The organism is Tsukamurella sp. TY48, from assembly GCF_019656655.1.
Taxonomy (GTDB): Bacteria; Actinomycetota; Actinomycetes; order Mycobacteriales; family Mycobacteriaceae; genus Tsukamurella; species Tsukamurella strandjordii.
This window is the reverse complement of record NZ_BPMV01000002.1, coordinates 118,375-137,887: the sequence shown is the minus strand read 5'-3', so window position 1 is coordinate 137,887 and position 19,513 is coordinate 118,375. Positions and strand designations below refer to the sequence as shown.

Below are 19,513 nucleotides of genomic sequence, written 5' to 3'. Positions count from 1 at the left end.
GTCGGGGAATGTCCGTCCGCGTCGCCCCCATCGTCGTCGCGCTCGCCTCGGCGGGCCTGCTGTCCGCGGCGTGCACCGTCCCGAGTCCGCCGAGCAGCCCCGACTCACCCGCACCGGCGGCCCCGACGTGCGGGCCGGACACCGCCGGCTTCCGCGGAGCCGCCGAGCGTTCCGGGATCGATGTCGGGACCGCCTACCGATCGACCTTCACCGACGGCGACCCCTGCTACGAGTCGGTCGCCGGTACCGCGTTCACCTCGCTCACCACCGAGATCGGCACCATGACGAACACCGTGGCCCCCGAGGCCGGGCGATTCGACTTCCGGGAGGCCGATGCGGTGGCGGAGACGGCGCGCCGACACGGCCAACGCTTCGACATCCACTCACTGGTGTGGGACCCGCTGGACCAGCAGGTGTGGGGCATCGTTCCGCCGTACGTCCAGCGGATGACCGACGAGGGGCGCCGCACCTTCCTCCGCGAACTGGTGACCACGGTGGTCCGCCGGTATGCGGATCGGGCGAACACCGTCACCGTGGTCAACGAGCCCTTCGATCAGCGCGGCGAGCTCCAGCGCAACGCCTGGTGGCGCACCACCGGCGACGACCGGTACATCGCCGAGGCCTTCCGCGCCGCCCGCAAGGCAGCGCCGCGGGCCAAGCTGTACCTCAACGAGCACAGTTCGGAGACGGTGAGCGACAAGTCGACCGCACTGCTCGCCCTCGCGACGAAGCTGCGCGCGATGACGGAGGACGTCGAGATCGACAGCGTCCGCGTAACCAAGCCCCTCCTCGACGGAGTGGGCTTCCAGGCACACATGCTCGGCGGCGCCGATCAACAGCCCCGGGTGGCGGACATGCGCGCGAACCTCCAGCGATTCGCCGACGCCGGCCTCGACGTTCGCCTGACCGAATTGGATGTACGGATTCCGACCGACAAGGGTGCGGCCGCCCCCGAGGACCTGCGACGCCAGGGCCGGATGTACGCCACCATGACCGGCCTGTGCCGGGAATTGTCCGCCTGCACCGGGGTCACGGTGTGGGGATTCACCGACAAGAGATCCTGGATCACCGATTATCCGGACACCTTCTCCGGCTACGGTAGCGCCAATCTCCTCGACCGCGAATACCAATCGAAACCAGCCTGGAATGAATTCATCGGGGCGCTGCGTTGATATCTCGGAATGGTCGCGTCACCATTCAGCTGCCCTTTTCGAATCCGATAATTCCCGGCTGGTCCCGCCGCGTCGCAGCGGGGCTGCGCTGCAACGAGGCGGGGGATGACCGGATCGTCGATCAGACCGGCGGGAGCGGGCTGTCGAACCCCGGATTGCTCCGCGGGTGATCACCCGAGTCGAGCGGCGTCGCCGCATTCGGGCCGGCGTTCCGCGAATCGCGCGCATCGTCGCTGACATTGCCCGGCTGAAGCGCGGACCCGGGGGCGAACACCGTGCCGTGGCCCTGCGGACCGCCGACCTGCGGACCGCCGAATCCCTGCGGACCCTGATTCTGATTCGGGGTGACCACATGATCCGAGTGGTACCCGCTCGGATTGCCCGGAACAGGCGAGGCGGACGCCGAGCCGGCACCGAACACGGCCGCCGCGGCCCCCATCGCCAGCACCCCGGCACCGACCCAACCGATCACAGTGGAAGACTTCTTCGTATTTCCGTTCACATTCATTTCTCTGACCTCCATCGTGATATCTCGCCGGCTGCACTCTTTCAATGATTCATTCGCAACCGGTCTACCTTCGAGTATCCACAGCGGGCTCGCGTTCGCCAACGTCAGGCAAACAGATGTCGATCAGTTCACGAATTCTTCTCAATCGCTCCGACTTGTTTCACGGAATCGTCATCGCCCCTTTCTTCGATCTCGATATTTCCGTGCTGACCGGTGCGCCGCGGCATCAGCCTCGCTCGCTCACCGGGCCCGGTAGGTTGACGGTGTGCCACTCACCACATTCCTGGCCCACCGCTTCACCGGCCTGATCCGCGGCCTGGTGACGCCGGACCCGGTGACGCCGATCGCGGCGCCGAATTGGTCGGGACTCGACGCCCGGAGCTACGCCGAACCCATCCCCGACGCGGGAACTCCGATCGCCCAGGTGCCGCTGGCGGCCGGACTGTGGGTGGATGCCGCCGCCGATGCACACCGCTTCCTCTACGCCACCAGCAACCAGCACGGCCCGGCCGTGAGTACCGCCGCGATCTTCCTCCCGAAGTCGGCACCACCGCCCGGCGGGTGGCCGGTGATCGCGTGGGCGCACGGCACCGTCGGGCTGGGCGACGATGCCACGCCCTCGGCGCAACCGCAGTCCGACCGGCAGCAGTTCTACCTCGGACACTGGCTCGACCGCGGGTACGCGGTGGTCGCCACCGATTACGCCGGCCTCGGAACGCCCGGATTGATGAGCTATCTGAACGGAAAGATCGAGGCGCACAACCTGATCGATTCGGTGCGCGCAGCTCGCCGCCTGAACCCGGAGTTATCGGCGAAGTGGGCCCTGGTGGGCCAGTCCCAGGGGGCCGGAGCAGCCATGAACGGCGCTCGGTACGCCGCGGAGTTCGGCGCGGGATACGACCTCGACCTGCGGGGTGTGGTCGCCACCGGCACCCCCGCCAACATCGAACGGATCGTCCAATTCCTCGGGCCGTCGTTCCCACCCGCGCTCCCCCTGGCGATGACCACCTACGGGGCGTACATCCTCGCGGGAATCCGCGATGCCCGCCCCGATCTGGGTATCGATGACGTGCTCAGCGAGGAGGGCCGTCGCATCGCGGCCCTGGCGGAGACGCTCAGCCTCTACGACATGCGCGAGGAGGTGCGCGGTGCGGACGTGCGCTCGTGGGTCACCCGGCCGTTGCGCAGCATTCCCGGTGTGTACCGCGCTCTGGCAGATCACCTGTCCACCCCCGTCTCGGGGTACGACCGGCCGATCTTCCTCGGTCACGGGCTCACCGACATCGACGTGCCGATCGCCTCCGGGCTGTCGCTGGCCGCGACCCTGCGACTGCACCGGCAACCGGTGAGCGTGCACCTGTACCCCACCGACCACTTCGGCACCGTCTACGCCGCTGCCGACGACGCCGCGCGATTCCTGGACCGCGTGATGCGCGACGACGCGCCGGAGGCGCTCAGACGGTGACGCCCGCCTCGTCGGCCCGTACCCGCAGGGCCGCGATCAGATCGCGGCGCATCGAGGTCCAGGTCAGCGCCGCGTCACCGTCGAGCCGCAGCGGTTCGAGCATCTGCAGCCCCCGCATCGCGGTGACCGCCGTGAGAATCCACTCGCCGAACCCCTCGATCCGCCCCAGCACGGGCAACGCCATCGCGCCGGTGGTGCGCGTGATCAAGTGCGCCACGGTGGAGTTCTCGGCCATCCGCTCGCGGATGTCGGCGTCCGTGCGGGACAGGGCCAGCATCTCGGCGATCGTGCCGATGATGGGTTGGCTGTAGAGCGCCCAGATCGCGTCGAGCAGTTCTCCGCACCGCTCCCACTCCGATCTCGCCGGGTCCTCATCGAGCGTCTTCGCCTGCCGTGCAGCGGGTCCGTCGGTGGCCAGGGATTCGGCGAACCGCTTCAGCGCCGCATCCGCGAGAGCCAGCTTCGTGCCGTAGTGGTGTTGTTGCGCACCGTGCGTCACTCCGGCTCGCGCCGCCACGGCGCGGGTCGTCATCCCGGTGTACCCCACCTCGGCGAGACTCTCGATCGTCGCGTCCAGCAAAGCGGTACGCGTGGCCTCCCGCCGCTGTTCCTGCGTCCGCCGCGGGGGGCGGCTCGAGCCATCAATCACCCCACTACAGTAAAGGCTCACCCGCATCGGTGAGAATCTTCGCCGCGGCGCGGCGGCGGGATCGCATCCCACGTTCGTCGCCCGCGTGCCCTCGATCGACGGTTTCAGCTCCCGCCCAGTGGATCCGGCCGGGGCGCGCGCGGGCGGGCGCGCCCACGCCGCGCCGGACAGGGCGTAGCCGAGTCCTTCCGCGAATTCCACTGCCGACCAGTTTGATTCGATGCCCGAAGGGATCAGCCGGGCCGGTTACGGCCAGCCCGGCCCGCACCCGGGACATCGACCTCGGCCGTCGGCGCGGTTCCGCAGGGCCCTGTCCCTGCCCACCCCTTCCCGAAGACTTCCCGGCTCACATCGCAGTTCGCGACGCCGGGCGAATTGTCCGGAACCACGCTGAAGTCGACCTCGAGACTGTCCGTGGATCCGAGCACGCCACCCAGACCGCGGAGAAACGCGGAACGGGCACCGCCGACCGAGGTCGGCGATGCCCGTTGCGGGTTGCGTGCGATCAGTCCTGGACGGAGGCCAGATCGGCGTTGAGGGTGGCGCTCGGGCGCATCACCTTCGCCATCTTCTCCGGGTCGGGCTGGTAGTAGCCGCCGATATCGGCGGGCTCACCCTGGACCGCGGCGAGCTCGCCGACGATCGTGTCTTCGTGCTCGGCGAGCGACTTCGCGAGCGGCGCGAACTTCTCCGCCAGCTCGGGGTCGTCGGTCTGCGCGGCCAGCTCCTGCGCCCAGTACAGGGCCAGGTAGAACTGGCTGCCGCGGTTGTCCAGCTCGCCGGTGCTGCGCGAGGGCGCCTTGTTGTTCTCCAGCAGCTTGCCGGTGGCCGAGTCGAGCGTCTTGGCCAGCGTGACGGCGTGCTTGTTGTCGTTCTTGAGGCCCGTCTCCTCGAGGCTCACCGCGAGCGCGAGGAATTCGCCCAGCGAATCCCAGCGCAGGTGGTTCTCCTCCACGAGCTGCTTGACGTGCTTGGGCGCCGATCCGCCGGCACCGGTCTCGTACATGCCGCCACCCGCCATGAGCGGAACGATCGACAGCATCTTGGCCGAGGTTCCCAGCTCCAGGATCGGGAACAGGTCGGTGAGGTAATCACGCAGGATGTTGCCGGTGGCGGCGATGGTGTCGAGGCCGCGCATCGCGCGCTCGAGGGTGTACCGCATGGCGCGCACCTGGGACATGATCTGGATGTCCAGGCCCTCGGTGTCGTAGTTCTCCAGCTCCGCCTTGACCTTGGTGATCAGCTCGTTCTCGTGCGGGCGGTACGGGTCCAGCCAGAACAGCACGGGCGTACCGGAGTTACGGGCACGGTTGACGGCCAGCTTGATCCAGTCGCGGATCGGGGCGTCCTTGACGGTGCACATGCGCCAGATGTCGCCCTCCTCGACCTGCTGCGTGAGCAGCACCTCGCCGGTGGCGTTGTCCACGATGTTGGCGGTGCCCGCCGCAGGGACCTCGAATGTCTTGTCGTGCGAGCCGTACTCCTCGGCCTTCTGCGCCATCAGGCCCACGTTGGGGACGGTGCCCATGGTGCGGGGGTCGAAGGCGCCGTTGGTCTTACAGAAGTTGATGATCTCCTGGTAGATACGGGCGAAGGTGGACTCCGGCATCACGGCCTTGGTGTCCTTGGTGCGGCCGTCGGCGCCGTACATCTTGCCGCCGGCGCGGATCATGGCGGGCATCGAGGCGTCGACGATCACGTCGGACGGCGAGTGGAAGTTCGAGATACCGCGCGCCGAATCGACCATCGCCAGCTCCGGGCGGTGCTCGTGGCAGGCGTGCAGATCCTTGACGATCTCCTCGTGCTTCGAGGCCGGGAGGGTCGCGATCTTGTCGTAGAGGTCGCCGAGGCCGTTGTTGACGTTGACGCCGAGCTCCTCGAACAGGTCGTGGTGCTTGGCGAAGGCGTCCTTGTAGAAGACGCGCACCGCGTGGCCGAAGACGATGGGGTGCGAGACCTTCATCATCGTGGCCTTCACGTGCAGCGAGAACATCACGCCGGTCTCGTACGCGTCCTGCATCTGCTCCTCGTAGAAGTCGAGGAGGGCCTTCTTGCTCATGAACATCGAGTCCATGACGTCGCCCGCGCCGAGCTTCACGCTGGCCTTGAGCACGTTGGTCTTGCCGTCCGCGGTGACCAGCTCCATGCGCAGGTCGCGGTCGCGATCGAGGGTGGTGGACTTCTCTCCGTGGTAGAAGTCGCCGTGCTTCATGTGCGCCACATGGCTGCGCGAGGCCATCGACCACTCGCCCATGCTGTGCGGGTGCTTGCGGGCGTACTCCTTGACCGCCTTCGGCGCGCGACGGTCCGAGTTACCCTGGCGCAGCACCGGGTTCACGGCACTGCCGAGGATGGTGGAGTAGCGCGTCGCGATATCGCGCTCCTCGTCGGTCTTCGGCTCCGACGGCAGGTCCGGGATGTCGTAGCCCTTCTCCTGCAGCTCCGCGATCGCGGCCAGCAGCTGCGGCACCGAGGCGCTGATGTTCGGCAGCTTGATGATGTTCGCCGACGGGTCCAGCGTGAGCTCACCCAGGGCCGCCAGGTTGTCCGGGACGCGCTGCTCCTCGGTCAACCGCTCGGGGAATGCCGCCAGAATGCGCGCCGCGACCGAGATGTCGCTGGTCTGCACGTCGATCCCGGCGGGGCCGGCGAACGTGCGGATGATCGGCAGGAACGCTGCCGTGGCGAGGAGCGGTGCCTCGTCGGTCAGCGTGTAGATGATGGTCTGCTGCTGCGCACTCATATGCTTTTGCTTCTCTCCCGAATGTCTTGGTCGGTCGACTCTTGCGAACGCTTGGTCTGTGTCCATGTAACGGTTCCCCCATTATCCTCCCCTACGCCGCGCGGCCTGTGGCGGCACTCCGTCAAACGTGCGATACCCCACTGCCCGGTCCGCCCCGGGCCGCCGATCGGGGGGACTGACGACCTCTGGATACACCCCGCACGCCGCGCCTATGTTGGATCGCATGAGCGGGAACGACGCCAGAGCGCAGGACATCAAGGGCTTCCTCACCACCCGCCGCGCCCGGATCACGCCGGAGGACATGGGGCTCCCCCGCGGCGGCCGGCGCCGCGTCCCGGGACTGCGCCGAGAGGCGGTCGCCCTCCTCGCTGAAGGTGATGCTCGACGGTCCGGACCGCGGCGGCACGGTGCGGATCGCGCCGGTCGCATCCGCACAAGTCGGACACCGCCGCTACGCTGACGCCATGAGTGCAGGACTAGCGGCGCTGCTCGACGACATCGCCGCGCTCGCGCGGCTCGCAGCCGCCTCGGTGGACGACGTTGCCGGCGCAGCCGGCCGGGCCAGCGCGAAGGCGGTGGGCGTCGTGGTCGACGACACCGCCGTCACCCCGCGCTACGTGCAGGGCATCAAGCCCGAACGCGAGCTGAGCATCATCAAGCGGATCGCGATCGGCTCGCTCCGCAACAAGTTGCTGATCATCCTGCCCGCCGCGCTGATCCTCAGCCAGTTCGCGCCCGGGCTGCTCACCCCCATCCTCATGCTCGGCGGCACCTACCTCTGCTACGAGGGCGCCGAGAAGATCTGGGAGAAGGTCAGCGGCCACGGTGACGGCGGCGTCGAATCGCCCTCCTCGTCCACCGGCCCGGTCGATGAGGACAAGGTGGTCAGCGGCGCCGTCCGCACCGACTTCATCCTCTCCGCCGAGATCATGGTGATCGCGCTCAACGAGGTCGCCGGCGAGGTGCTCTGGGAGCGCGCGGTGATCCTCGTGGTCGTGGCGATCGCGATCACCGCGCTGGTCTACGGCGTGGTCGCGCTCATCGTCAAGATGGACGATGTGGGCCTGGCCCTGTCGAAGAAGTCCTCGCCCACGGTCAGCAAGATCGGCTACGGACTGGTGAAGGCGATGCCGGGAGTGCTCAGCACGCTGGCGACCGTCGGTGTGGTCGCCATGTGCTGGGTGGGCGGGCACATCCTGCTGGTGGGCCTGGACACTCTGGGCTGGCACACCCCGTACGCGATCGTGCACTCCCTCGAGGTGTGGGTCGCGGGACTGATCCCCGCGATCGGTGCCGTCACCGGATGGCTCGCCAACACCCTGGGGTCCGCCGTCTTCGGCGTGATCGTGGGCGGCATCGTGGTGCTGGTCATGCACTTCATCCCCAAGCGCTCGAAGGGCGCGCACGAGGCCGGCCCCGACGCCCTGGTCGCAGCGGAGACCGCGGAGGTCGAGGACCTGATCGACGAGGCCCGCACGGAGTCGGCGGCGGATACCGCGGCGCCCACGGCCCCGGACACCGAGGCTCCGGCGCCCGGGACCGACGGACCTCAGCCCACCGGCACGTAGACCCTCGTGCGCAGCTGCTCGGCCGGCACCTCGCACGGATCGTCGAGGTAGACGTTGAAGTGGTGCGTCGCCGGATCACCGGCGGCGCGGGTCATCGTCAGGCCGTGTTCGGCGACGTACGCGCCGATCAGGTCGTGCGCGCGGGGAATGGCCTCCTGGTACGGCCCGGTCACGGTCGCCACCACGGCACGGCGCTGCGGGGCGGCGAGGATCCCGATCGGGGCCTGCGCGGCGGTGCCCGCGGCGACCTCGACGAAGACGGATTCGTCCACGTCGTGCTCGCGGAACTCGTCGTCGTGCTCGATGCAGCCGCCCACCGGGCCGGCGGCGATGCCCTGTTCGGCGAGGGCGGGCAGGAAACGCTCCCACAGGGTTCCCTCGGCGGCGTAATCGGCGACGGTGCCGCGGAGATAGGCGAGGGTCTGTGCGGGAACGGTCTCGATGGTGACGGTGTCGGTCATGGCGGTGTCCTTCTCGGAGAGCAGATGGTCGAGGAGACGGAGCCGGCCGAGCGCCTCGTCAGCGGCCGCCGCGAGTTCGATGCGCTGCGCGGCGAGCGCGGCGTCGTACTCGGGGGTGCCTCGGACGGCGAGCAGGGCTCCGATGGCGGACACGCCGAAGCCCACGTCGCGGAGCCGGCGGATCGCCGCGGCATCGGCGAGCTGCGCCGCCGCGTACCGCCGGTAGCCGGTGGTCGCGTCCACATCGGCGGGCACCAGGACACCGTGGGTGTCGTAGTGGCGCAACATGCGAACGCTGATCCGGCTCAGCGAGGAGAACCTGCCGATGGACATCAGGGCCGGGGTGTCGGTCACCTCATCACCGTGCACGCTCACACCGTGTGAGAGTCAAGCCCCGCCCGCGCGGCACCCTCGGCGATGAGGAACTGCGCCCCGGTGTAGGTGGCCATCACGGCCCCCTCCAGCCAGGCCGGCGGCTCGCTGAGGACGAACTTGCGCAGGCCCAGAATCGAATCGCTGAGCAGGAAGAGCCCCGCCCCCGCGAGCGTGGCGCGCCGGGCGTCCGCCGGAATCGCCGGATCGAGGAGGGTGGCGGCGGCCGCAGTGCCGCTCAGCATCGCCGAATAGCCGGCCAGGACCGGGGCCAGCGCAGGGGCGGTGCGGTACGCGCCCAGCACGGTGCGGGGCGCACCCACGGCCCACAGGGCTCCGACGGCCGCGGGCCGGGCGAGCGAGACCTCGGGCCCGCGCTGGCGGAGCAGACCGGAGACGTACGCGGCGTGGCCGGTGGCGAAGCAGCTCGCCCCGAGCGCGAAGTGCCTCGGCTCGTCGCCGAGGAGCGCGACATCGCCCGCCCATCCGGCGGCCTGTCCGGCGAGGGTGCTGGTGCGCAGCGGCGAGGTCTTCGCCCGCGGATCGGTGGCGAGCGAGGCGGCGAGCACGGGCATGAGCAGTGGCTTGGTGAACCGCCGCGCGTGGTGTCGCGAGGGTTTCGCCGAGGCCGACAGCGCCGTGTCGACGGTCGCGAGGCCCGCGTAGGCCAGCTTGAGGACGGTGCTGATACTCACGCCCGCCAATCTATCGGGTGCCCGCGGGCGGACGGACCGCGGCGACCGTAGGGTGAATTCGTGAGCATCGACACGGCAGCACCGGCCGAGGGACGCATCCGAGTGCCCCGGGATCTGGACGCGGTCACGGACATCGGCGTCGAGGACCATTCCGCGGCGGATCCCCGTGCGGTGGAGCGGGTGTGGCTCGCCGCCCGGTCGTGGTACGCGGCGGGCATGCAGCCGGCGATCCAGGTGTGCGTGCGCCAGGGCGGACGGGTGGTCCTGGACCGCGCGATCGGCCACGCCCGCGGCAACGGCCCCGACCTCGAATCGAACACCGACGACTCGCCGCCGGTCCCGGTCACCGTCGGAACGCCCTTCTGCACGTACTCGACCGCCAAGGGCGTGGCGGTCACGGTTCTGCACCGCCTGATCGAGCGCGGTGATCTCGCCCTGGACGCCCACGTGTGCGACTACATGCCCGAGTTCACCTCTGACGGCAAGGACCGGATCACGGTGCGGCACGTGCTGACCCACAGCGCGGGCATTCCCATCAACACCGGGCCGCGCCCCGATCTGCGCCGCTCGGAGGACAGCGAGTACACGCGGGCGATGCTGGCCGGGATCAAGCCCGTGTACTCCCCCGGCCGCCTGCACTTCTACCACGCCCTGACCTGGGGACCGCTGGTCCGCGAGCTGGTGCTCGCCGCCACCGGGCGCAGCATCCGGGAGATCACCGCCACCGAGATCCTGGACCCGCTCGGATTCCGGTGGACCAACTTCGGCGTGGCGCCGGAGGACCTCGACGCCGTGGGGCTGAGCTACGCCACCGGCAAGCCCGCGCCGCCCGCCATCGAGGCGGCCTTCCGCAAGGTGGTCGGCGGCACGATGCAACAGATCATCCCGATGTCGAACTCACCGCAGTTCCTCACCGGCATCGTGCCCTCCTCGAACCTCGTCTCGACCGCGCACGAGCTGTCCCGGTTCGCGGAGATCCTGCGCCGCGGCGGTGAGCTGGACGGCGTGCGGGTGCTGCGCCCCGAGACGCTCGACGCGGCCACGCGGCAGGCTCGGCGGCTCCGCCCCGACTTCGCCACCGGCGGCGCGCCGCTGCGATGGGGCACCGGGTACATGCTGGGCTCCGACCGCTTCGGCCCGTTCGGTCGCCACGCGCCCCGCGCCTTCGGCCACACCGGTCTCACCGAGATCGCGATGTGGGCGGACCCCGATCGCGATCTCGCCGTGGGCGTGGTGAGCAGCGGTAAGCCCGGGTCGCATCCGGAGTCGGGGCGGCACGCCGTGCTGCTGGACGCCATCGCGCGGGAGTTCTGAACGCGCGCCGACGAGTTCGGCATGCGCGATCGCAACAACGGGCCTACGCTGACGCGGTGACCGCTGCCGCCGTGCGCCCGGCCAATGTCGTCCGGCTCGCCACCGTGGTCGGTGCCCTGGGCATCGTCTTCGGCGATATCGGCACGAGTCCGCTGTACACGCTCCAGACGATCTTCAGCCCGAGCGATCCACATCCGGTTCCGGCGGACCCGAACAACGTGTACGGCGTGGTCTCGCTCATCTTCTGGTCGGTCACCTTCATCGTGACGATCACCTATGTGCTGCTGGCGATGCGCGTGGACAACCAGGGCGAGGGCGGCATCATGGCGCTGATCGCCCTCCTGCGTCGATGGGCGGAGAACGGGCGCACCCGGACCCTGAGCGTGTTGATCGCACTCGGCGTCTTCGGCGCCGCGCTGTTCATCGGCGACAGCATGATCACCCCCGCGATCTCCGTACTGTCGGCCATCGAGGGACTGAAGGTGGTCGACCCCGGATTCGAAGAGGCGATCGTGCCGATCGCGGTGGTGATCATCACCTGCCTGTTCCTCGCGCAGCGGTTCGGCACCGCGTCCGTGGGACGGGTCTTCGGGCCCGTCATGATCACCTGGTTCACCGTGATCGGCGGCCTCGGAATCTGGGGCATCAGCCAGGAACCCGGCATCCTGCGGGCGATCTCGCCGGTCTACGCGGTCACCTTCCTGGCCGGCCATTTCGATATCGCCTTCTTCGCGCTGGCCGCGATCGTGCTGTCGGTGACCGGCGCCGAGGCGCTCTACGCGGACATGGGCCACTTCGGGCGGCAACCGATCTCGATCGGCTGGATCTTCCTGGTGTTCCCCGCCTGCGCGCTGAGCTACATGGGCCAGGGGGCGCTGATCCTCGAGGATCGCGCGAACATCTCCGCGCCCTTCTTCCTACTGGCGCCGGAATGGGCGCGCATGCCGCTGGTGCTGCTGGCGACCGCGGCCACGGTGATCGCCTCCCAGGCGGTGATCACGGGTGCCTTCTCCGTGGCCTCGCAGGCGGCGCAGCTGGGCTACCTGCCTCGGCTGCGCATCGTGCACACCTCCGAGAAGACCTACGGGCAGATCTACGTGCCCTGGATCAACTGGCTGCTCATGGTGTCGGTGATCGTGCTGATCCTGGCCTTCCGCAGCTCCACCGCACTGGCCTACGCCTTCGGCATGGCCGTGACCGGAACGATCACGATCACCACCATCCTGTTCTTCTACGTCGCACGCCGCCGCTGGTCGGTGCCCGGCTGGCTGCTCACCGCCGCCGCGGCGGTCCTGCTCACGATCGACCTGCTGTTCCTCGCCGCCAATGTCACGAAGATCCCCCACGGCGCCTGGCTCCCGCTCGCCATCGCCGCCATCGCCTTCTGCGTGATGATGACCTGGCAGCAGGGCCGGGAACTGGTCTCCGCACGCCGCGCCGCGCTCGAGGGTCCGCTGCTCGGCTTCGTCCAGGACCTCCGCAAGCGCCGCCCACCCGTGGACCGGGTTCCCGGTACGGCCGTCTTCCTCAACCGCGGCGCCGATACCGCGCCGCTCGCGATGCGGGCGAACGTCGAGCGCAACCACATTCGCCACGACTGCACGGTGATCGCCTCGATCGAGACCGACACCCGGCCCCGACTCGGCGACGCCGAGCGGATCACCGTCGATCACCTGGGCGACCGCTACGACGGGATCGCGCACATCACCGTCCGGTGCGGGTACGCCGAATCGCCCGACCTGCCGACGGCGCTGGCGCGGCTCACCGTCGAGGACACCGAGGGCCTGCTGGACCTGAGCGACGCCACCTACTTCCTGTCGAAGATGGACCTGCGCCTGGGCGACGATCCCGGCATGGCCACGTGGCGCAAGCGGCTGTTCATCGCCACCTCGCACCTCACCGCCGATGCGGCCGATCACTTCAACCTCCCGGGCGACCGGACCGTGCTGATGGGCGCCCGGATCAGCGTCTGACCGCGCCGGGCAGGTGCCCGCGAGACCCGCCGACAGGGGCCGTCGATAAGCCCTGCCTACGGGACCGATAGGCCGCTCTACCTCGAATTTCTACGAAATCTTGAATAATTCCAGAAAAGCTGGATTCTGTCGGTCGACGGACGTATGGTGGATCGCAAGCGACCTCCTCAGCCCCGCGCTCGGCCGCCATCGGCGGAGCGCATCGGAGGGCTCGCTGGCATTGCTGTACAGCCGAAAACACTCCCGTACCGAAAGGAACGTCGTGTCCGAGGAACAGACCCCCTTCCCCCAGTCCGAGTCCGGCGGCTGCCCCGTCGCGCACGGTTCGCTGCGTCCGCCCGTCGCCGGTGGCGACAACCGCGACTGGTGGCCCGATGAGATCAATCTCCGCGTGCTGGCGCACAATCCCGTCGAGGGCAATCCGATGGGTGCCGACTTCGACTACGCGGCGGAGGTGGCGACCCTCGACGTCGACGCCCTCAAGGCCGATCTCATCCAGGTGATGCACACCTCGCAGGACTGGTGGCCCGCCGACTTCGGTCACTACGGCCCCCTGTTCATCCGCATGTCCTGGCACTCGGCCGGGACCTACCGCACCGAGGACGGGCGCGGCGGCGGCGGAGCCGGCATGCAGCGCTTCGCGCCCCTCAACAGCTGGCCCGACAACGTGAGCCTGGACAAGTCGCGCCGCCTCCTGTGGCCCATCAAGCAGAAGTACGGCCGCAAGCTCTCGTGGGCCGATCTGCTGGTCTTCGCCGGCAACGTGGCCCTGGAGGACATGGGCTTCAAGACCGCCGGCTTCGCCTTCGGCCGCACCGATGAGTGGGAGCCGCAGGACGTCTACTGGGGTCCCGAGCACGAATGGCTGGGCACCGACGGCCGGTACACCGGCAAGCGCGATCTGGAACAGCCCCTGGGCGCCAGCACGATGGGCCTGATCTACGTCAACCCCGAAGGCCCCGAGGGCGTTCCGGACTACCTCGCGGCCGCCACCGACATCCGCGAGACCTTCGGCCGGATGGCGATGAACGATGTGGAGACGGCGGCGCTCATCGTCGGCGGCCACACCTTCGGCAAGACGCACGGCGCCGGCCCCGTCGAGAACGGCCCCGAGCCCGAGGCCGCTCCGATCGAGCAGCAGGGGTTCGGCTGGAAGGGCGGCAACGGCACCGGTGTCGGCCCCGACGCCGTGACCAGCGGCATCGAGGTCACCTGGACGCACACGCCGACCAAGTGGGACAACAGCTTCCTGGAGATCCTCTACGGCAACGAGTGGGAGCTCACCAAGAGCCCCGCGGGCGCCCACCAGTGGAAGCCCAAGGACAACGGCTGGGCCAACTCGGTGCCCGACGCCTTCGGCACCGGCAAGACGCACCCGTCGATGCTCACCACCGACCTCACGATGCGGTTCGATCCGATCTACGGCGAGATCACCAAGCGCTGGCTCGAGCATCCGGAGGAGCTGGCGGAGGAGTTCGCCAAGGCCTGGTTCAAGCTGCTCCACCGCGATATGGGTCCGGTGTCCCGGTACGTCGGCCCACTGGTTCCGGCGACCACCGAGCTGTGGCAGGACCCGGTTCCCGCAGTGGATCATCCGCTGATCGACGATGCGGACGCCGAGGCGATCAAGCAGCGCGTCCTGGAGACGGGCCTGTCGTCGTCGCGCCTGATCAAGACCGCCTGGGCGGCGTTCGCGTCGTTCCGCGATTCGGACAAGCGCGGCGGCGCCAACGGCGGTCGCCTGCGGCTGCAGCCGCAGGCCGGCTGGGAGGTCAACGAGCCCGACGAGCTCGCCCAGGCGGTGCGCGCCATCGAGGGTGTGGCACAGGCCTTCACGGCCGAGACGGGCAAGAAGGTCTCCTTCGCGGACACCCTCGTGCTGGCCGGCAATGCGGGTATCGAGAAGGCCGCCAAGGACGGCGGCGTCACGGTGAGCGTCCCGTTCACCCCGGGCCGCACGGATGCCTCCCAGGAGCAGACGGACATCGACTCCTTCTCGGTGCTCGAACCGAAGTGGGACGCCTTCCGCAACTTCGTGGCCAAGGGCGCGCCCCTGCCCGCCGAGTACCTGCTGGTGGACAAGGCCGAGCAGCTCGGCCTCACGGCGCCGGAGATGACGGTGCTGCTCGGCGGCCTGCGCGTGGTGGGGAACAACTTCGGCGAGTCGGCCGAGGGCGTCCTGACCGACCGTCCCGGCGCGCTCACCAACGACTTCTTCGTCAACCTGCTGGACATGTCCACCAAGTGGGCACCGGCATCGGACGACGACACCTCGTACGTGGGCACCGACCGCGCCACGGGGACGAAGAAGTGGACCGCGAGCCGGGTGGACCTCGTCTTCGGCTCCAACTCCATCCTCCGTGCGCTGGCCGAGGTGTACGCCACCGACGACGCCAAGGAGAAGTTCGTCAACGACTTCGTCGCCACGTGGACCAAGGTCTCGAACGCCGATCGGTTCGACGTCAAGAACTGACCGACCGAGTACCGACCGGCAGTCCGGACGCCCCGCGTTTCTCACCGAACGCGGGGCGTCCGCGTCTCTCCGCGACCCCGATTACGGTTACTACCCATTAACCCGATCGGCGGAATGCCGAGGTGGCGGGCGTATGCTCACGCCATGCCGTACTTCGAGCGAACCTCCGCCACCTCGTTCCGGCCCACCGAGCACGTGTCCGGTGGATGGAACACCGCCGAACAGCACATCGCTCCCCCGATGGGGCTGTTAGCCCACGTGGTGGAACAGGACCGCGACGCTCGCCGCGGCGACGATCTGCGGCTCGCGCGCCTGTCCTACGACATCCTCGGAACGCTGCCGATGGACGTCGTCGAGGTGGCGGTCGAGGTGATCCGGCCGGGCCGCACGATCGAATTGGTCGAGGCGCGGCTGAGCCACGGCGGCCGGGTCGGCCTCACGCTGCGCGCCTGGCTCCTCGATCGTCGCGATACGACGGCCATCGCCGGCTCGACGCTGGCCCCCATCCCCGCCGCCGAGGAGATGCCGGACTGGGACCCGACCACGGTCTGGCCCGGCGGCTTCATCGCCTCCACCCGGGCGCGGCGCGTGCGGCTCGCCCCGGGCGACGGCGCGTACTGGATCGACAGCGCGGTACCCCTGCTCGACGACGAGCCGGTCGGTCCGGTGGCCCGCGCCGCCCGCCTGCTCGACATCGCCAACGGCATGACCGGCCGTCTGGACCCCCGCGAGGTGGCCTTTCCCAACCTCGATCTGACCGCTCACCTGTTCCGGGACCCTGTTGGCGATCGCATGGGTTTCAACACCCGGGTGTCGACCGGTACCGACGGTAGCGGCCTCACGACCTCGACGATTCACGACGTCGACGGGCCTTTCGGCACGGTCAATCAAATACAAACCGTGCGACCGCGCTGACACGATTGCGACATTGTGGTTACATTTTCACGTTCAATCCACGCTATTGAAGGAGCAAAGATGAACTCGAAGACCACCCGGACGGTCGGTGCAGTCGTCGCCGCCGCCGCACTGACGGTCAGCCTCACCGCCTGCAACCAGTCCAAGGACTCGTCGGGCGATTCGGCGAGCAGCACGGCCGCCGCGGCCAGCACGTCCGAGGCCGGCGCCCCCACCGGCGCCTCCGAGTCGGCACCCGTGGTCCCGTCGACCACCATCCCGGCGGCGGATGACGGCGCCGCCGTCACCATCACCGACGCCCCGATCATCGCCGAGTACGCGCAGTACGGCTACGAGAAGGGCCACCTCGGCGGTCCGCTCGGACCGGTCGCCGACCTGCCGGACGGCAAGGGCAAGTTCCTCACCCTCAAGGGCGGCACCATCTACTGGAGCGAGGCCAGCGGCGCGCACGTCGTGCACGGCGTGATCGGCACCAAGTGGGGCGAGCAGGGCCACGAGAGCGGCAAGCTCGGCTACCCGACCAGTGACGAGAAGTCCGAGGACGGCGCCATCAAGCAGACCTTCCAGAACGGCTCGATCACGTTCAAGGACGGCGTCGCGACGGTCTCCTAGGCCCGAAGCACCACCCTTTCATCCCGAGGGCCCGGCCCTCCTATCCTGCGATTCCCGTGTACACGGTGCGTGCAGCCAGCACGAAGACATCGTCGCGGCGCAGGACGGAGGCCGGGTCCTCGGCGTCGGTCAGGCGGTGCAGGGTGTGCGCATCGGCGGGATCGAGGCGGTCACCGAGCCGCAGATAGCGGCCCAGCATCCGGGCGACCGCGGACCGCGCACCGTCGTCGAGCGGCGCGGGACGGTCCACGAGGAAGGTGCGGGCACGCACCTGAGTCAGACCGGCGGCGCGCAGGATGGCGGGCCAATCCTCGGGTTGCTCGACCGCATCGTCGAGGTCCGCACGCATGGCGGTGAAGCCCTCGGCGATCCGCGCGTCGAGCCGATCGAGCAGGGCCGGGCGGCCGATGCCGACGTCGCGAGGCAGGTAGCGGGTGGGCAGACCACCCTCGGCGATCGCGAGGACTCCGCCCGGCGCCAGCCTCCCGGCGAGCGCGGCGACGGCCGCCGCCTGGTCTCCCACGTGGTGCAGGGTCTGCGCCGACCAGATCAGATCGGCCTGCGGCAGCGCGGCGAACCCGGCCGGGAAGTCGACCCGGAGCGTGTCGATCGGATGCCCTCCCTGCGCGGCGCGACGCGCGGCGTGCGCGAGCAGGTCCGCCGATCCGTCGACCGCGGTCACCTGCGCCCGCGGGTACCGGCGCGCGAACTCGGCGGTGAACACGCCCGGGCCGGATCCGATATCGAGGATGCGCGACGGTCCTGCTCCCGACCGCCGGGCATCCAGATCGTCGAGGGCCGCCATGACGTACGGGAGGTAAACCTCCGCCTCGGATTCCAGCTCGGCCGTCATCGTCGCCCAGTCGCGGTCTCCCGGTAGGCCGTGCGCATGCTCGTGGTTCGTCATGGTTCCACGGTGCGCCCGCCGGGAACATTTCGGCAAGATTTCGTGCTGTTTCGGCAAAGGCCAGGTCAGGGCCGCCTCACCACGATCGCAACGAGCACCGGCGGGTCGTGGGTATATTCGGTGTGTTGCGACAGCAGTCGCCGGTGGAGGGGGTGCATGAGCGGGAACGGACGATGGGGCGTTCGCGGCCGCCATCTGCGTCGCCACACCTGGCCGCTCGCGATGCTCGATTCGCTGACCGTCGCGGGTTTTCTCGGCTCCACCTACGTCCCCGGCGATTCGCCGTCGGCCCACGTTGCGAAGGTGGTTCTGGGTACGGCGCTCACGGTGGGCGTGTTCTACCTGTTCGGGCTCTACCGTGCGCGGATCACGCTGAGCGCGCTCGACACGCTCCCGCAGTTGGTGATCGCGGGGTGGCTGCTCGCCCCGCTCGCGATCACCCTGCACTGGGACGACGACCACCCCCTGGTGCCGCAGGTGTTGATGTGTTGGGCGAGCCTGCTCGCCCTGCGGATCGCCTATTACGCCGTGGTGCGCAAGCGGCGGGCCGCCCATCCGGAGGACGGTGCGCGCACCCTGGTGATCGGTGGCGGCAAGGTGGCCGGCGAACTGGTGCATTCGATGATCGAGTACCCGATGTACGGGTTGCGCCCGGTGCTGGTGATGGACGACGACCCGCTCGACCCGATGGTGTTCCCCACCGAGGTGATCCCCCGGCGACACGATCTCGCCGGGCTGATCCAGGAGCGCGACATCGAGACGGTGATCGTGGCCTTCTCCCGGGACCGGGATTCCACTCTGGTCGAGCCGCTGCGCGAGTGCGACACGCTCGACTGCGAGATCTACGTGGTGCCGCGGCTCTACGAGTTCGTGCACCAGGACCGGGACATGGACCGGATCCACACGATTCCGCTCGTGCTGGTGCGGCGGCTCGCGCTCCGCACCAGCCACTGGCGGGTCAAGCGCATCACCTCGCTGACGACCGCCTCGATCGGCCTTCTCCTGCTCTCGCCGCTCCTCGCGGTTGTCGCGCTCGCGATCAAGCTGGGGCAGCCCTCGGCACCGGTGCTCTTCCGGCAGACCCGCGTGGGCCAGGACGGCCGCCTGTTCACGCTGTACAAGTTCCGCACCATGGCTCCCGTGCCCGACGAGGTGTCCGATGCGGACTGGTCCTCCGACCGGGCCCAGGGGCTCGGCTCCTTCCTGCGCCGGTACTCGATCGACGAGTTGCCGCAACTGTGGAACGTGGTGCGCGGCGATATGTCGATGGTGGGTCCGCGGCCCGAGCGACCGCACTTCGTCGACCGCTTCCGCGTGGACATCCCCGCCTATCAGTCGCGGCACCGGGTGCACGCGGGCCTCACCGGATGGGCCGCGATCCACGGCTTGCGCGGCGATACCGACATCCGCGATCGCGCGTCCTACGACAACTTCTACATCGAGAACTGGAGCCTGTGGCTGGACACCAAGATCCTGCTGCTCACGGTGGCCTCCGTGGTCTTCGGCAAGGGACGCTGACCGCGGCACCGGACACTGCGCGACCGTAGCCCGGGCGGATCCGGTGTCGCGAAGGTCTGCTTGTCCAATACTCGCCGTGGAACCCGATCGCGAATCGGGACACGATAGCGAACATCACATTTCTCGCCGATTGTGATGCGCGGCGCTCACCGGGGCGGTGCCGGAGCA

The 19,513-nt window shown here is 69.1% G+C and carries 15 protein-coding genes and 1 pseudogene; 10 read left to right on the top strand and 6 right to left on the bottom strand.

All coding sequences use genetic code 11. From position 1 onward, the window contains the following. Nucleotides 1-8 precede the first annotated feature (8 nt). Complete coding sequence (locus TTY48_RS16435; RefSeq protein WP_220658736.1) at nt 9-1,172, top strand: endo-1,4-beta-xylanase; 1,164 nt, start codon at nt 9-11, stop codon at nt 1,170-1,172. Nucleotides 1,173-1,293: 121 nt separating this feature from the next. Here TTY48_RS16435 and TTY48_RS16430 read toward each other — a convergent pair whose 3' ends face one another. Continuing rightward, nucleotides 1,294-1,644, bottom strand: a complete 351-nt coding sequence (locus TTY48_RS16430) for a hypothetical protein (RefSeq protein WP_220658735.1) — start codon at nt 1,642-1,644, stop codon at nt 1,294-1,296. Between the two features lie 301 nt (nt 1,645-1,945). Here TTY48_RS16430 and TTY48_RS16425 point away from each other — a divergent pair, with 301 nt between their 5' ends. Continuing rightward, nucleotides 1,946-3,145, top strand: a complete 1,200-nt coding sequence (locus tag TTY48_RS16425) for a lipase family protein (protein WP_220658734.1) — start codon at nt 1,946-1,948, stop codon at nt 3,143-3,145. On the opposite strand, the gene TTY48_RS16420 is transcribed toward TTY48_RS16425, so the two are convergent. Beyond that, nucleotides 3,135-3,794 carry a TetR/AcrR family transcriptional regulator gene (locus TTY48_RS16420; protein WP_255585785.1) on the bottom strand — a complete coding sequence of 220 codons (660 nt, stop codon included), beginning with the start codon at nt 3,792-3,794 and terminating at the stop codon, nt 3,135-3,137. The genes TTY48_RS16425 and TTY48_RS16420 overlap by 11 nt on opposite strands. Nucleotides 3,795-4,299: 505 nt before the next feature. Then, nucleotides 4,300-6,537, bottom strand: a complete 2,238-nt coding sequence (locus tag TTY48_RS16415; protein ID WP_220658733.1) for an NADP-dependent isocitrate dehydrogenase — start codon at nt 6,535-6,537, stop codon at nt 4,300-4,302. A gap of 223 nt (nt 6,538-6,760) precedes the next feature. On the opposite strand from TTY48_RS16415, the pseudogene TTY48_RS16410 reads away from it, so the two are divergent. Both TTY48_RS16410 and TTY48_RS16405 read left to right on the top strand, forming a co-directional pair. Beyond that, nucleotides 6,761-6,907 (top strand): annotated as a pseudogene (locus tag TTY48_RS16410) (transcriptional regulator); the annotation flags it as partial. 94 nt (nt 6,908-7,001) lie between these two features. After that, nucleotides 7,002-8,105 carry a DUF808 domain-containing protein gene (locus tag TTY48_RS16405; RefSeq protein WP_255585784.1) on the top strand — a complete coding sequence of 368 codons (1,104 nt, stop codon included), beginning with the start codon at nt 7,002-7,004 and terminating at the stop codon, nt 8,103-8,105. Here the strand turns inward: TTY48_RS16405 and TTY48_RS16400 are convergent. Beyond that, complete coding sequence (locus tag TTY48_RS16400; RefSeq protein WP_220658732.1) at nt 8,087-8,920, bottom strand: GyrI-like domain-containing protein; 834 nt, start codon at nt 8,918-8,920, stop codon at nt 8,087-8,089. The genes TTY48_RS16405 and TTY48_RS16400 overlap by 19 nt on opposite strands. Before the next feature lie 17 nt (nt 8,921-8,937). Then, nucleotides 8,938-9,633, bottom strand: a complete 696-nt coding sequence (locus TTY48_RS16395) for a lysoplasmalogenase (protein WP_220658731.1) — start codon at nt 9,631-9,633, stop codon at nt 8,938-8,940. A gap of 60 nt (nt 9,634-9,693) precedes the next feature. Here TTY48_RS16395 and TTY48_RS16390 point away from each other — a divergent pair, with 60 nt between their 5' ends. The 5 genes from TTY48_RS16390 to TTY48_RS16370 all read left to right on the top strand — a co-directional run bounded on the left by TTY48_RS16390 (nt 9,694) and on the right by TTY48_RS16370 (nt 16,920). After that, nucleotides 9,694-10,947, top strand: a complete 1,254-nt coding sequence (locus tag TTY48_RS16390) for a serine hydrolase (RefSeq protein ID WP_220658730.1) — start codon at nt 9,694-9,696, stop codon at nt 10,945-10,947. Nucleotides 10,948-11,003: 56 nt separating this feature from the next. Further along, nucleotides 11,004-12,920 (top strand): potassium transporter Kup, encoded by a 1,917-nt coding sequence (locus tag TTY48_RS16385; RefSeq protein ID WP_255585783.1) that lies wholly within the window; start codon nt 11,004-11,006, stop codon nt 12,918-12,920. A 262-nt stretch (nt 12,921-13,182) separates the two neighbouring features. Continuing rightward, nucleotides 13,183-15,393 (top strand): catalase/peroxidase HPI, encoded by a 2,211-nt coding sequence (katG, locus tag TTY48_RS16380; RefSeq protein WP_220658729.1) that lies wholly within the window; start codon nt 13,183-13,185, stop codon nt 15,391-15,393. 144 nt (nt 15,394-15,537) lie between these two features. Beyond that, nucleotides 15,538-16,308, top strand: a complete 771-nt coding sequence (locus tag TTY48_RS16375) for a thioesterase family protein (RefSeq protein WP_220658728.1) — start codon at nt 15,538-15,540, stop codon at nt 16,306-16,308. Nucleotides 16,309-16,368: 60 nt separating this feature from the next. Beyond that, entirely contained in the window at nt 16,369-16,920 is a 552-nt protein-coding gene (locus TTY48_RS16370) for an LGFP repeat-containing protein (protein ID WP_220658727.1), read from the top strand. A 40-nt stretch (nt 16,921-16,960) separates the two neighbouring features. Here the strand turns inward: TTY48_RS16370 and TTY48_RS16365 are convergent, their stop codons facing one another. Then, nucleotides 16,961-17,827: a trans-aconitate 2-methyltransferase gene (locus tag TTY48_RS16365; protein WP_220658726.1), complete on the bottom strand. Its 867-nt coding sequence runs from the start codon at nt 17,825-17,827 to the stop codon at nt 16,961-16,963. Nucleotides 17,828-17,983: 156 nt separating this feature from the next. On the opposite strand from TTY48_RS16365, the gene TTY48_RS16360 reads away from it, so the two are divergent. Beyond that, the gene (locus tag TTY48_RS16360) at nt 17,984-19,345 is read left to right on the top strand and encodes a sugar transferase (protein ID WP_220658725.1); all 1,362 of its coding nucleotides are present in this window, start codon (nt 17,984-17,986) and stop codon (nt 19,343-19,345) included. Nucleotides 19,346-19,513: the final 168 nt, after the last annotated feature.

Bases quoted from the DNA above. Each gene is read 5' to 3' on its own strand.
- TTY48_RS16370 (WP_220658727.1), top strand. From the start codon at position 16,369: ATGAACTCGAAGACCACCCGGACGGTCGGTGCAGTCGTCGCCGCCGCC.
- TTY48_RS16415 (WP_220658733.1), bottom strand. From the start codon at position 6,537: ATGAGTGCGCAGCAGCAGACCATCATCTACACGCTGACCGACGAGGCA.
- TTY48_RS16365 (WP_220658726.1), bottom strand. From the start codon at position 17,827: ATGACGAACCACGAGCATGCGCACGGCCTACCGGGAGACCGCGACTGG.
- TTY48_RS16435 (WP_220658736.1), top strand. From the start codon at position 9: ATGTCCGTCCGCGTCGCCCCCATCGTCGTCGCGCTCGCCTCGGCGGGC.
- TTY48_RS16375 (WP_220658728.1), top strand. From the start codon at position 15,538: ATGCCGTACTTCGAGCGAACCTCCGCCACCTCGTTCCGGCCCACCGAG.
- TTY48_RS16360 (WP_220658725.1), top strand. From the start codon at position 17,984: ATGAGCGGGAACGGACGATGGGGCGTTCGCGGCCGCCATCTGCGTCGC.
- TTY48_RS16405 (WP_255585784.1), top strand. From the start codon at position 7,002: ATGAGTGCAGGACTAGCGGCGCTGCTCGACGACATCGCCGCGCTCGCG.